Origin of the sequence: Methylotenera sp. G11 (genome assembly GCF_000799735.1) — a bacterium.
Lineage (GTDB): Bacteria > Pseudomonadota > Gammaproteobacteria > Burkholderiales > Methylophilaceae > Methylotenera.
Map to the genome: position 1 here is coordinate 1,323,298 of NZ_JUHH01000001.1, position 15,486 is coordinate 1,338,783.

Genomic DNA, 15,486 nt, shown 5'->3' on the forward strand with positions numbered 1-15,486 from the left:
ATTCCTCTTTCTATTTTCAAATTAATTTAAAAAAACCTGTAAAGATGGGCTACCGTTAATAAAATGTTTTAAAAAACCTAGATTGCCAGGCCTTTCTGCAGAACAACCTTTTCCATCAGCTACAGAATGCTTGTATTCACATTGCTGAGAATATCGGTATCAACCAGCAACTGCGCTGCAACCCCGGTAGCGTTATACACGGCATAAGTCTGGCCGCCATTGGTCACCGTACCTACAGAGGCACCCCAGCCGCTTGAAATCACAGCATCATTCGCATCACCATCGATCACCAACTGGTGGCGTTGTTCCGGGTTAATCGGGTTTCCGTTACCATCAACGCCGCCTGCCGCCAAAGCAGCACCTACCCAGCCGTTTGCGTTGTTAAACAGGTTCATGCCGCTCATATCCAGCACGTCTTTCACATTCAGCCTAAGCGTATTATCACCTGAACCAGTAATATCAATTCTTTCAATCGAATCTATACGTGAGCCGCCATCGGGGGTGCTTGCCGCCTGATTTTTAATGGCGGTAAAATCAAGCGTAATGCCGCTACCTCCAAGCAAACTGATGGTATCAATGCCGGTGCCGCCATCAATGCGTGCCAGCTGATCAATATTGTCACTACCAATGTCGCCAAGGTTTTCCCTTAGTGCTTTTATGTTGCTAGCATTAATAACGAAAGTATCATCACCTCTACCGCCATACATGACGTCTGCCCCGCCATTACCGGTAATGGTGTCGTTGCCGTCACCAGCCACAAAAATTTCAGAAGCAGTGGTACCAGCTAAACTATTTGCACCGGAAGTACCTAGATAATCAACCGCTGCCGCACCCGTTAAATGCGTTCCGCCAAAAATCACATAGCTGCGGCCAGCGTCAATGTTTGCACCAACATCGGCACGGTCTGACCCTACAATCAAATCATCAAAGCCATCGCCGTTCACATCGCCGGCAGCCGAAACGCTTTGACCGGTATGATCGCCTGCAGATTGTCCATTGATAGCAAAGCCGCCGTTGCCCAGCACTATTTGAGATAATTCAACCGCTGTACCAGAGGCTTTGCCATAAACAACATAGTTACGCCCGGAATCCACACCAAATGATGTATCTCTAACCGGGGCACCAACAATCAGATCCGCCAATCCGTCGCCGTTAATGTCACCTGCAGCAGAAACACTATGGCCAGACCAACTATTAGCGTCAGCTCCAGTCTCAGCATTAATGGCAAAACCACCTATACCATTAGCAACATTAGCTAAATCAACATCCGCGAAACCTGATTTACCGAATACCACATAACTACGCCCCGTATTGGTACCTGCATCGTCATCGAACTGCACTCCAACAATAAGGTCAGCGTAGCCATCACCGTTCACGTCACCGGCACCGGAAACTGCATAACTGATTGAACCATCAATACCAATACCATCGTTTACAGTCGCCAAGCTGTTTTTAATAATAAAACCAGCATTATTAGCAGTTAACTCACTCACGTTTAAGTGACCGGTAAAACTACCTCCTAACACGACATAAGCGACACCGGCATCTACCGCATTAAAGTCGCTTCCGGGGATGCTAATCACCACATCAGCCTTACCGTCACCGTTCACATCGCCGGCGCCGGACACGCTGTAACCCGTCATATCGCTTGAAACCAAGTTGCTAATGCCAAAACCACCTGTTCCACTAAATGCTGCGCTTACATCCACATCATTCGCATTTGCTTTACCGTAAACCACAACACCCACACCGGCATCTACCGCGTTATAGTTGCTTCCGGGCAGGCCAACGATAAGGTCAGCCAAGCCGTCACCATTCACATCACCAGCAGCAGAAACCGAACGACCATTAAGATCACCTGTAGCGGCATTGTAAATTCTGAAACCTTTCGCACCCAATGCATCAAGATTAACGTTATCAGTGGTGTCGCCAACACCCACTTTACCAAACACCACAAAAGACTCACCCGAGCCGCTGTATCCTTCCGCGCCTACAAGCAAGTCCGCTAGACCATCACCATTCATATCCCCTGCTGCCGACACGCTATAACCATTTTTAGCACTAGCTTGAGAAGTGGTAATTGCAAAACCTCCTACACCCAAGGCAACGTCACTAAGCTCCACAGCTGCCGTATTGTCGCCCTTACCATACACAACATAGGTTTTACCAAGTGCAGTACCAGTAAGGCCAGGCGCCCCTACAATCACATCATCACGGCCATCGCCGTTCACATCACCGGCGTTAGCTACGCTCCATCCACTCAAATCATCTGCAACTGCGCCGTTAATTACAAAACCGCCATTGCCGGCTGCGGTATTAACCAAATTCACATTAAGCTGTTGAATCCTTACGTCATTATCCACAAGAATCTGTGAGTTACCGATACGGCTGTTGTAGACGTTGTATGTATTACCGCCATGGGTGACAGTGCCGGCAACACTATTCCACTCGTCATTGAGCTGAAGAGTATCGGCACTGGTGCCATCCACCACCACCTGGTTGCGGAAATTGGCTGCCAGCGTCGGAAAGGTATAGGTGCCATTGGCCCAGCCATTAACCCCGTTGGTAAATTCGTTGTAACCACCCAGGCCTTGCAAGCCACTATTACCACTATTGTCGGATTCATTTTGATGGACATTACCGCCAATAATCATATCGGCAGTCAAGGTAAGTGTCTGTGCAGTGGTAGCATCCAAGTCTAAGCTATGCCCTGCACCTGTAATCACCGGCGTGCCGCCGCTAGCATTGCTATCCGTTGGGTCGTTATTCAACCCACCTATACGAATCACAGCACTATTGGTAACACCAAGATTGTTGTTATAAGTGAAGTAAACGTCTTTAATATCACCCTCTGCCAGCGCATCAGCGGTAGCGTTAGGAGTGAATACAACATTGCTACCAACCACATCAACCCTACCATACTCAAAGCCACTGGCATCTCTAACAATGCCATAAATGCCATTCTCCAAGGTAAGACTTGTAGCAAGCGCTCCATCGTTACCTAGCAAACTATTCGAAGTACCACCGCTTCCTATTGCTATAGTCAGTGCCGTATCCTCATCCGTGCCTAAGTTCAGCGTCACTTGGTTTGCCAAATCAAACCGATCAGTCAATATATTGTAACGATAGAATACTGAGTTTTGATTCTGGTTACTTCCATTACTATTGTTTGCCACCACTAAATATTGCTCACCGTTGAGGGTATAGCTCTCCCAATCAATAGCCCCAATTGTTGGAATATTTTGTAGCACGTCAAATCCACCGGCGCCTGCATTCTTAGCGGCATTCCATTTATAAATAGTTGAGTTAATGGAATAGTCTGACACTCCATCAAATAGATTTGCCACCGCTAGATATTGAGCACCATTGATCGTGAAACTCTCAAAGTCGATGGCACTGGAGGTTTGTATTAAATCTACTGGCGTAGTAATGAATAACCCTGTATTGGCATCCCATTCGTAAATGGCTGAATCCTGGATAAAGTTAGTAGCAAGCCGCGTGTTAGTCACTGCCAGATATTGCTTAGCCCCAACAGTGAAACTTTCAAAATCGTAAGCACCTTTAGTGGCTATATCTTGCAAAAATTGAAAGCTGGAGCCGTTCCATTCATATATTTTAGAGTTAAGCATAAAATTGCTATCACTCGTACCAGCACCATTATAATGACTGGTCTGTGCCAGATATTGCTTACCGTTGATGGTAAAACTTTCCCAATCTTGTACACCTACTGTTGCAATAACCTGATCCACTACAAACGCTGAACCATTCCATTTATAAATTGCAGAATTTGTATTTGGATTAATCACTCCATCAGTATAGTTTGCCACTGCCAAATACTGCTCGCCATTAATGGTAAAACTTTCCAAATCATTGGCATATTGAGTGGTTGAAATGGTTTGCACAGCAGCACCAAACTGCGCAGTACTATTATTCCATTTATAAAAATTCAAGCTACTGTTACCAGCAGTGGCTAAATACTGCTCGCCACTTATGGTAAAGCTTTCAATCTCCCTGACACCGGCTCCTGTTGTGCCAGCTAAGCTTTCATAGTCAACAAAGATTGCACCATTCCAATGATAGATTTTTGAAGCTGCGCCTGGGGCATTAGCTGCCTCAGCTAAATATTGCTCACCATTCACAGTGAAAGACTCCCAACCCGCGGCACCACTGGTTGCCATCTCCAAGCTGGTGCTGTTATAGGTTGTTGCATCGAGCACAGGGCTGCTGATTGTGATATCCAGCGCAGAACTAGCCGCACTGGCATTGCCCGCTGCATCAGTGGCAATTGCCTTGACACGATGGCTGCCAGGCGCCGCCAAGCTGATGTCGATACCTGTAGAAAAAGCTGCTGCCGTGCCGGTTGCAAGCAATTCACCGCCATCAATAACGCCATCATTGTCTGCATCATCAAACAGTTGCACGGTGCTGCCTGCTTCTGCCGTACCGCTAATCGTTAACCCTGAAGTGTGGCTGGTGATATTGTCATTATTGATCTCAGTGTCATCGGCCGCCGCCAAATCAAGCGCGCTTGGTGCTGCCGGGGACGATGTATCCACCAGATAACCTGCGTTATCTGCTACCGCACTGTGGCTGAGAATTGCACTCTCACCACCGGCGTTTTTAATGCTGCCGCCGTTTAAGCTCAAGCTATTGATATTAATGGCAATACCATTAGCATCGTTCTGCCCTGACTGTATGGTGTAAGCAAAAACCAATGCAGTGCTGCCGGTGCCGGAGCTGTAATTGGCCTGCACTGTGGTGCCGCCTATGTTAATCGCAAGTTGCGGGGTGCCAGTAACGTTAACCAACTGGCTCATGTTCACAGTGATATAGACAGTATCGCCTGCGTTAAGCGTATTATTCTGAGCGCCAGTGGCACTGGTGATAGAGACTGCGCTTACTGTAGGCTCTGTGCCGGAAAAAACCTGAAGCGCCAAATAATTATGGGTTACTCCCATTTCTGAAGCCACATACGCACCAGAAAAATTAACCCCTACATGACCGCCAACTGCAGGGGTCGATGACCAGAATGAATCACCCCAGCCTTGAGGTATGCCTGCTGACCCATTGATGCCGCTGTTAAAAGCATCCCAAATGGCTGTTAAATCATTATAAACGGCTGGATTTGCAACTGCGGTTTCACCAGTCACCCCACCGTCACCGAGAGCAGGAACTGTCGGGAATAAAGCATTTCCAGACCCGTCAACACCAATACCATAAGTAAGCAACGCCAGCTTATAACCGTTATAACTGCCTGATGCTGCAAAGCGATAGGTCTCTGTCGTACCATACATACCATCAGCATTAAGAACAGTCGTGTTTTGCACCCCATTTACATCATAATTAAAAAGACTGTCTATCGTGTCATGGGCAGCTTGGTCAATGACTGTTGTTGTGCCATCTCCGTTCGTGTCCCAATAGAAATACCAATTACCTTCCACCTGTATGCCATGAGTCAGCAAACCTGTGCCTATATCAATTGCATCGACACGGGCATTTGCATTATCTGCAACTGCGGAATGTGATATTGCAGCAGCTGAAGCATTTGCGACAGAAGCTATAGTGCCGCTATTCAGGGATAAACTTCCAGCATCAATACTGATACCGTTATGATCAAAATCTTCTCCAGTTGCTACACCGTTGGTAACAGAGTCGGCTTTTAATTCATATGCAAATTGCAAGGTATTAGTGCCACTGCCCACACCATTATAAGTAGCGTAGCGTGTAATGCCCCCAATATTTAAAGCAAGCTGTGGGCTACCGGTTACATTAACAGCGTCATCAAAAGTTACGCTATAAATGACGCTATCCCCATGTCCGGCAACCACATCGTAATCTAACGCAAACTTATTGCCATAAGTGGTTGTAGTTGCACTTGTAAGCGAAATACCTGTGATCTCAGCTATGTTGTTGACATTGACGGTGATGACCGCAGTGTCGCTTAAGCTGCTGTCAGTCGCACTCACGGTCAGGGCGTGACTGGTCGCGGTTTCGTAGTCCAGGGTTTTGCCCACTGCTATGGTGATGGCGCCGGTGGCGCTGTTAATCTCAAAGATGCCGTCGGCATTGCCCGCCGTGATGCTGTAGGTGATGGCGGCGCCATCCCGGTCTAAGTCAGTGCTAGTAAAGCTGTCGCTCACATTGTAAACAGCGCTGCCGGCCGCGATGTTTTCATCGAGGGCGACACTGGCGTCTGCGATGTTAGGCGCGTTGTCATTGAGGTTGTTGACGCTGACCACCACCGCATCACTGGCGCTGTTGCCGTCGGCGTCAGTGACGGTCAGGGTGTAGTTGTAGACGTTGTCGGCGCCGGTGTCAGCCGGGGCTTCGTAGTCACGGGCGATCATGCTCACCACGCCGGTGGCAGGGTCAACCGTGAACAGTGCGGCGTCGGCGCCGCTTAAGCTGTACGTCACCGCGCCGATCGGGGTGCCGGTGAGTACCGGGGCGGCGCTGGTGTAGGCGCTGTTCTCGGCCACGGAGGCGTCGGCCTGGCTCAGGCTGAGTGCGGACACTTCGATGACGTCGGTGACGCTGACCACCACCGCATCACTGGCGCTGTTGCCGTCAGCATCGGTGACGGTCAGGGTGTAGTTGTAGACGTTGTCGGCGCCGGTGTCAGCCGGGGCTTCGTAGTCACGGGCGATCATGCTCACCACGCCGGTGGCAGGGTCAACCGTGAACAGTGCGGCGTCGGCGCCGCTTAAGCTGTACGTCACCGCGCCGATCGGGGTGCCGGTGAGTACCGGGGCGGCGCTGGTGTAGGCGCTGTTCTCGGCCACGGAGGCGTCGGCCTGGCTCAGGCTCAGGGTGGCGGTTTCGATGACGTCGGTGACGCTGACCACCACCGCATCACTGGCGCTGTTGCCGTCAGCATCGGTGACGGTCAGGGTGTAGTTGTAGACGTTGTCAGCGCCGGTGTCAGCCGGGGCTTCGTAGTCACGGGCGATCATGCTCACGACGCCGGTGTTGGCGTCAACCGTGAACAGTGCGGCGTCGGCGCCGCTTAAGCTGTACGTCACCGCGCCAATCGGGGTGCCGGTAAGTACCGGGGCGGCGCTGGTGTAGGCGCTGTTCTCGGCCACGGAGGCGTCGGCCTGGCTCAGGCTGAGTGCGGACACTTCGATGACGTCGGTGACGGTGACCACGACCGCATCGCTGGCGCTGTTGCCGTCAGCATCGGTGACGGTCAGGGTGTAGTTGTAGACGTTGTCAGCGCCGGTGTCAGCCGGGGCTTCGTAGTCACGGGCGATCATGCTCACGACGCCGGTGTTGGCGTCAACCGTGAACAGTGCGGCGTCGGCGCCGCTTAAGCTGTAGGTGACGCTGCCAATCGGGGTGCCGGTGAGGACCGGGGCGGCGCTGGTGTAGGCGCTGTTCTCGGCCACGGAGGCGTCGGCCTGGCTCAGGCTGAGTGCGGACACTTCGATGACGTCGGTGACGCTGACCACCACCGCATCGCTGGCGCTGTTGCCGTCAGCATCGGTGACGGTCAGGGTGTAGTTGTAGACGTTGTCAGCGCCGGTGTCAGCCGGGGCTTCGTAGTCACGGGCGATCATGCTCACGACGCCGGTGGCAGGGTCAACCGTGAACAGTGCGGCGTCGGCGCCGCTTAAGCTGTACGTCACCGCGCCGATCGGGGTGCCGGTGAGTACCGGGGCGGCGCTGGTGTAGGCGCTGTTCTCGGCCACGGAGGCGTCGGCCTGGCTCAGGCTGAGTGCGGACACTTCGATGACGTCGGTGACGCTGACCACCACCGCATCACTGGCGCTGTTGCCGTCAGCATCGGTGACGGTCAGGGTGTAGTTGTAGACGTTGTCGGCGCCGGTGTCAGCCGGGGCTTCGTAGTCACGGGCGATCATGCTCACCACGCCGGTGGCAGGGTCAACCGTGAACAGTGCGGCGTCGGCGCCGCTTAAGCTGTACGTCACCGCGCCGATCGGGGTGCCGGTGAGTACCGGGGCGGCGCTGGTGTAGGCGCTGTTCTCGGCCACGGAGGCGTCGGCCTGGCTCAGGCTCAGGGTGGCGGTTTCGATGACGTCGGTGACGCTGACCACCACCGCATCACTGGCGCTGTTGCCGTCAGCATCGGTGACGGTCAGGGTGTAGTTGTAGACGTTGTCGGCGCCGGTGTCAGCCGGGGCTTCGTAGTCACGGGCGATCATGCTCACGACGCCGGTGTTGGCGTCAACCGTGAACAGTGCGGCGTCGGCGCCGCTTAAGCTGTACGTCACCGCGCCGATCGGGGTGCCGGTGAGTACCGGGGCGGCGCTGGTGTAGGCGCTGTTCTCGGCCACGGAGGCGTCGGCCTGGCTCAGGCTGAGTGCGGACACTTCGATGACGTCGGTGACGCTGACCACCACCGCATCACTGGCGCTGTTGCCGTCAGCATCGGTGACGGTCAGGGTGTAGTTGTAGACGTTGTCGGCGCCGGTGTCAGCCGGGGCTTCGTAGTCACGGGCGATCATGCTCACCACGCCGGTGGCAGGGTCAACCGTGAACAGTGCGGCGTCGGCGCCGCTTAAGCTGTACGTCACCGCGCCGATCGGGGTGCCGGTGAGGACCGGGGCGGCGCTGGTGTAGGCGCTGTTCTCGGCCACGGAGGCGTCGGCCTGGCTCAGGCTGAGTGCGGACACTTCGATGACGTCGGTGACGCTGACCACCACCGCATCGCTGGCGCTGTTGCCGTCAGCATCGGTGACGGTCAGGGTGTAGTTGTAGACGTTGTCAGCGCCGGTGTCAGCCGGGGCTTCGTAGTCACGGGCGATCATGCTCACGACGCCGGTGTTGGCGTCAACCGTGAACAGTGCGGCGTCGGCGCCGCTTAAGCTGTAGGTGACGCTGCCAATCGGGGTGCCGGTGAGGACCGGGGCGGCGCTGGTGTAGGCGCTGTTCTCGGCCACGGAGGCGTCGGCCTGGCTCAGGCTGAGTGCGGACACTTCGATGACGTCGGTGACGCTGACCACCACCGCATCACTGGCGCTGTTGCCGTCGGCGTCAGTGACGGTCAGGGTGTAGTTGTAGACGTTGTCGGCGCCGGTGTCAGCCGGGGCTTCGTAGTCACGGGCGATCATGCTCACCACGCCGGTGGCAGGGTCAACCGTGAACAGTGCGGCGTCGGCGCCGCTTAAGCTGTACGTCACCGCGCCGATCGGGGTGCCGGTGAGTACCGGGGCGGCGCTGGTGTAGGCGCTGTTCTCGGCCACGGAGGCGTCGGCCTGGCTCAGGCTCAGGGTGGCGGTTTCGATGACGTCGGTGACGCTGACCACCACCGCATCACTGGCGCTGTTGCCGTCAGCATCGGTGACGGTCAGGGTGTAGTTGTAGACGTTGTCAGCGCCGGTGTCAGCCGGGGCTTCGTAGTCACGGGCGATCATGCTCACCACGCCGGTGGCAGGGTCTACCGTGAACAGTGCGGCGTCGGCGCCGCTTAAGCTGTACGTCACCGCGCCGATCGGGGTGCCGGTGAGTACCGGGGCGGCGCTGGTGTAGGCGCTGTTCTCGGCCACGGAGGCGTCGGCCTGGCTCAGGCTGAGTGCGGACACTTCGATGACGTCGGTGACGGTGACCACGACCGCATCGCTGGCGCTGTTGCCGTCAGCATCGGTGACGGTCAGGGTGTAGTTGTAGACGTTGTCGGCGCCGGTGTCCGCCGGGGCTTCGTAGTCACGGGCGATCATGCTCACGACGCCGGTGTTGGCGTCAACCGTGAACAGTGCGGCGTCGGCGCCGCTTAAGCTGTACGTCACCGCGCCGATCAGGGTGCCGGTGAGTACCGGGGCGGCGCTGGTGTAGGCGCTGTTCTCGGCCACGGAGGCGTCGGCCTGGCTCAGGCTGAGTGCGGACACTTCGATGACGTCGGTGACGCTGACCACCACCGCATCACTGGCGCTGTTGCCGTCAGCATCGGTGACGGTCAGGGTGTAGTTGTAGACGTTGTCAGCGCCGGTGTCAGCCGGGGCTTCGTAGTCACGGGCGATCATGCTCACCACGCCGGTGGCAGGGTCTACCGTGAACAGCGCGGCGTCGGCGCCGCTTAAGCTGTACGTCACCGCGCCGATCGGGGTGCCGGTGAGTACCGGGGCGGCGCTGGTGTAGGCGCTGTTCTCGGCCACGGAGGCGTCGGCCTGGCTCAGGCTGAGTGCGGACACTTCGATGACGTCGGTGACGCTGACCACCACCGCATCACTGGCGCTGTTGCCGTCAGCATCGGTGACGGTCAGGGTGTAGTTGTAGACGTTGTCGGCGCCGGTGTCAGCCGGGGCTTCGTAGTCACGGGCGATCATGCTCACCACGCCGGTGGCAGGGTCAACCGTGAACAGTGCGGCGTCGGCGCCGCTTAAGCTGTACGTCACCGCGCCGATCGGGGTGCCGGTGAGTACCGGGGCGGCGCTGGTGTAGGCGCTGTTCTCGGCCACGGAGGCGTCGGCCTGGCTCAGGCTCAGGGTGGCGGTTTCGATGACGTCGGTGACGCTGACCACCACCGCATCACTGGCGCTGTTGCCGTCAGCATCGGTGACGGTCAGGGTGTAGTTGTAGACGTTGTCGGCGCCGGTGTCAGCCGGGGCTTCGTAGTCACGGGCGATCATGCTCACGACGCCGGTGTTGGCGTCAACCGTGAACAGTGCGGCGTCGGCGCCGCTTAAGCTGTACGTCACCGCGCCGATCGGGGTGCCGGTGAGTACCGGGGCGGCGCTGGTGTAGGCGCTGTTCTCGGCCACGGAGGCGTCGGCCTGGCTCAGGCTGAGTGCGGACACTTCGATGACGTCGGTGACGCTGACCACCACCGCATCACTGGCGCTGTTGCCGTCAGCATCGGTGACGGTCAGGGTGTAGTTGTAGACGTTGTCGGCGCCGGTGTCAGCCGGGGCTTCGTAGTCACGGGCGATCATGCTCACCACGCCGGTGGCAGGGTCAACCGTGAACAGTGCGGCGTCGGCGCCGCTTAAGCTGTACGTCACCGCGCCGATCGGGGTGCCGGTGAGGACCGGGGCGGCGCTGGTGTAGGCGCTGTTCTCGGCCACGGAGGCGTCGGCCTGGCTCAGGCTGAGTGCGGACACTTCGATGACGTCGGTGACGCTGACCACCACCGCATCGCTGGCGCTGTTGCCGTCAGCATCGGTGACGGTCAGGGTGTAGTTGTAGACGTTGTCAGCGCCGGTGTCAGCCGGGGCTTCGTAGTCACGGGCGATCATGCTCACGACGCCGGTGTTGGCGTCAACCGTGAACAGTGCGGCGTCGGCGCCGCTTAAGCTGTAGGTGACGCTGCCAATCGGGGTGCCGGTGAGGACCGGGGCGGCGCTGGTATAGGCGGCATTCTCGGCCACGGAGGCGTCGGCCTGGCTCAGGCTGAGTGCGGACACTTCGATGACGTCGGTGACGCTGACCACCACCGCATCACTGGCGCTGTTGCCGTCGGCGTCAGTGACGGTCAGGGTGTAGTTGTAGACGTTGTCGGCGCCGGTGTCAGCCGGGGCTTCGTAGTCACGGGCGATCATGCTCACCACGCCGGTGGCAGGGTCAACCGTGAACAGTGCGGCGTCGGCGCCGCTTAAGCTGTACGTCACCGCGCCGATCGGGGTGCCGGTGAGTACCGGGGCGGCGCTGGTGTAGGCGCTGTTCTCGGCCACGGAGGCGTCGGCCTGGCTCAGGCTGAGTGCGGACACTTCGATGACGTCGGTGACGCTGACCACCACCGCATCACTGGCGCTGTTGCCGTCAGCATCGGTGACGGTCAGGGTGTAGTTGTAGACGTTGTCAGCGCCGGTGTCAGCCGGGGCTTCGTAGTCACGGGCGATCATGCTCACCACGCCGGTGGCAGGGTCTACCGTGAACAGCGCGGCGTCGGCGCCGCTTAAGCTGTACGTCACCGCGCCGATCGGGGTGCCGGTGAGTACCGGGGCGGCGCTGGTGTAGGCGCTGTTCTCGGCCACGGAGGCGTCGGCCTGGCTCAGGCTCAGGGTGGCGGTTTCGATGACGTCGGTGACGCTTAATGTGATTGCGCTGACAACCGACCATTGCGCGCCATCACTAGCTTGTATGCCATAATTAAAAATATTGGGAGAGATTTCATAGTCATTCTGGGCTACGCCTGCTAAAACACCAGCCGAAGTAATACTTATCTGACCACTATTGTTAATTGAAAAAAATCCATCTGCGCTGGTTTGTGTACCTGTTGCGCTAAAACGAAATGCGGTCACACCAATATTATCAGTAGCAGTAACCGTAGCAACTAGCGCCCCATCAATTTGATTTTCATCATAATTAAAAGTTTGCGCCAGAATGACCAACGGCTTAGAGCTATCAACCGTCACCAATTGCTCTTTTTCCGTGCTGTAGTTAGCACCATCAGAGACACGAAATTTAATTGTACTGGTACTGGTAAGCGCCCCATCCACGATGGTAGCGCTGTTGCCGCTCAGTTCAGTCACCAATACGTCGCGCCAGCCGCTGATGCCGTTGCTGTATTGCAGGGTTTCGCTGGCATTTAGTGCCGCGCTTAAGGTGGCATTGATGATGAGGCCGTCGTTGTCGTTGGTGATGAAGTCGCCTGCGATGCCGCTATCTGCACTGATGCTGTTGATAGTGACAGTCTGTGTTGGGGCTGCAGTATCAATGGTAATTACTTGGCTGGCTGCAGGGCCATAGTTGGTGCCGTCCGAGACGCGGAATTGAATGGTGTTGCTGCTGGTGAGCGCTGCGTCAGCAAAGGAGACATTAACCGCTGGGCTGCCGGTGATGTTGACGGCGGCTACGGTGTTCCAGCTTGCGCCATTGTTGTTACTATATTGCAGGGTTTCACCCGCGCCAAGCGCTGCGGACAGGGTAGCGTTGATGGTGAGGCCATTGTTGTCATTAGTAATGAAGTCGCCCGGCGTGCCGCTATCTGCACTGATGCTGTTGATGGTGATGGTCTGTGTTGGAGCCACAGTGTCAATCTTGATTACCAATGGCCCGCTTTGGGCGCTCACATTTCCAGCCAAGTCAGTCAACGTGAATGTGAAGTTATGCGTGCCGTCATTGACCGGAGCATTTGGCGTAAGCGTGCCGGTAACCGGATTATATGTGGATGGCGTTAAGACACCATCTATATAGAGGCTAGGCGTATCGGTGTATCCGGTACCGATATTGACACCGGGCGTCTTGTCGTCCGTGACAGCTGCGATACTCACCGGGTTCTGGTATGCCCCTGCGTTATCGTCATAGCTTGACGGAGCCGCCGGGGTCGCTGGTGCCACGGTATCTACCGTAAAGGTGATAACATTACTTTGTGCGACGGTATTGCCGCCCGCATCATGCAGTACATAGGCAAGCGTATGCACACCATCACTCAAAGGCGTTACAGGCGTGAGGCTGTTAGTGGCTGAGTTCCAAACTGATGGCACAATTACACCATCCAGCAGCAAAACGGGTGTCTGCCCGGCAGCCGGCGGTGCTATCACAAGCGCAGGGACATTATCATCGGTAACTCCCCCATTAGAAATTGCACCTGTGATTACGCCAACATCATCCATTGCTGTAGTGGTTACCGACACCGGGGTTATTGTTCCGTCCCCTCTTCCGCTATGACCTCCACCTCCAGTACTTAGTAAAATGAAACCTAAACCTGCAATACCGCCTAACGTACCTATAGGTGGCTCCTGTGAAGGAGGTAAATATACCCCCTTATCATTGTCATCTTCTTTAGCTGGCGTTTGGCCAGGCGTATCTTTTGCTATTTCATTACCGGCATTAGCAGCTGTTTCGGTTGCAACAGCATTTATTGGTTCTGAACTGGTACTGATTATTTCCTTTTCCTGTCCCAGGGTATCATCCCATGACAGTAGCTGCCCTTCTTCCTCACTTGCAGATTGAACATAAAAATCCTTCAGGACATACTCATCGCCTGCAGCGTCTTTAACGACCAGATCATTTCCCTTGCGCTTGGTACTGATATCCGCTTTCTTTGTCAGTCTGATAGTGTCACCTTTGGCAACCACCATTTGCTCGCCTTTTGCAAGGTTAACCACTTTGGCTTGATGCGTCGCGTTAACTACGATCATTTCGATTGTCATTTTACTACCCCTAACATTAAGTAATATTCAGTGTGAAGCTATCGGATTTTTCGGTTACCAATATCATTGATGCATTCAATACAACTACAACATTTTAAGGGAATTTTTCCCGTTTTTTTCAGCATATCTCGACATAAACTTTCAGTCAATCAGTTAGTTTCTTACCACAGGCATTGCAATTGCCGTTTGATTAATCCAAGTAATGAATGGACTACTACATACTTAACATCTATCAAGAACTATCTTTCGTGCAGACTTTCTTTTAAACCACGGGTAATCGGCTTGAGCAGATACTGCATGACCGTGCGCTGCCCAGTCTTAATCTCTGCACTGGCAGTCATGCCGGGAATGATCTCGATTTTTTCTGAACGTGGGTTACGCAGCTTGCTGCCAGCAGTGCGGACGATGCCACGATAATATTTCACGTCTTCCCGCGAGGTTTCCTCACGCAACGTATCCGGGCTTATGTATGTAAGTTCACCATTCAGTGTGCCGTAAATGGTGTAATCATAGGCATCCAGCTTAATACTGGCTGGCAGCCCTGGCCTCAGAAATGCCACATCGGCAGGCTTGATTTTGATTTCGACCAATAACTCCTCATCAATAGGTACAAGCTGCATGATTTCTTCAGCAGGGCGTACGACACCACCGCGGGTAGTAATGCGAATGTTTTTAACCACGCCTTTCACCGGGGCATATATATCGACCTGGTCAAGCACGGTTTTACGCGCCGCCAGCTGCTCTGTCTGCGACGAGAGTTCATCTTGCGCTTTTGCCAGTTCGGCCTGAGCTTCGCTCAGGTAGCGGTTGCGGCGCTGGGTGATTGAACCTTTGATTTCATTCACTTGCCGGCGCAGACGAATCACATCAACTTCACTTACTTCCCCTGTTTCCAGCATAGGTTCATTCAAGTTCAGTTCTTTCTGCACTAGCTGCATGGTTTCCTGTAGCACAGCAACCTCTTCATTCAGTGCAGATAATCGTTTTGAATATAGAATTTTTTGCGCATTCACTACCTCAGGAAAGTCGGCTGTACTTTTTGGGAAAATAAGCGGCACACCTAAAACCTCTGATCGTGACCTTGCAATTGCAGCTTCAAGTGAAGCTACTTTAGAGAGCGTTTCGCGATAGATTGCCTGTGCTTTGTCACTATCAATACGCAGCAGCAATTCACCCTTCTCAACAATATCCCCTTCTGAAACTTTTATCTCATTTACAATTCCACCATCCAGGCTTTGTATCGATTGGACGCGGCTGCTTGGTATTACCGTACCGGCGGCCCGGGTAACAATGTCCAGCTGCGATGCATATGCCCACCATCCAAACGCAATCACGCCTCCAATCAGCGATAGCAGTAATATGCCCCCCATCAGGAACTTGGCGCCATGATTTGTTGATACAACATTATTCAATTGATAACACTCCAATCAAA

Annotated in this window: 2 protein-coding genes; both read right to left on the bottom strand. The window is 54.8% G+C overall.

The features are described 5' to 3' along the window. Positions 1–119: 119 nt before the first annotated feature. Positions 120–14,054 (bottom strand): beta strand repeat-containing protein, encoded by a 13,935-nt coding sequence (locus GQ51_RS06060; RefSeq protein ID WP_047551064.1) that lies wholly within the window; start codon positions 14,052–14,054, stop codon positions 120–122. Between the two features lie 239 nt (positions 14,055–14,293). Continuing rightward, the gene (locus GQ51_RS06065) at positions 14,294–15,466 is read right to left on the bottom strand and encodes an HlyD family type I secretion periplasmic adaptor subunit (RefSeq protein ID WP_052177733.1); all 1,173 of its coding nucleotides are present in this window, start codon (positions 15,464–15,466) and stop codon (positions 14,294–14,296) included. Between the last annotated feature and the right edge of the window lie 20 nt (positions 15,467–15,486).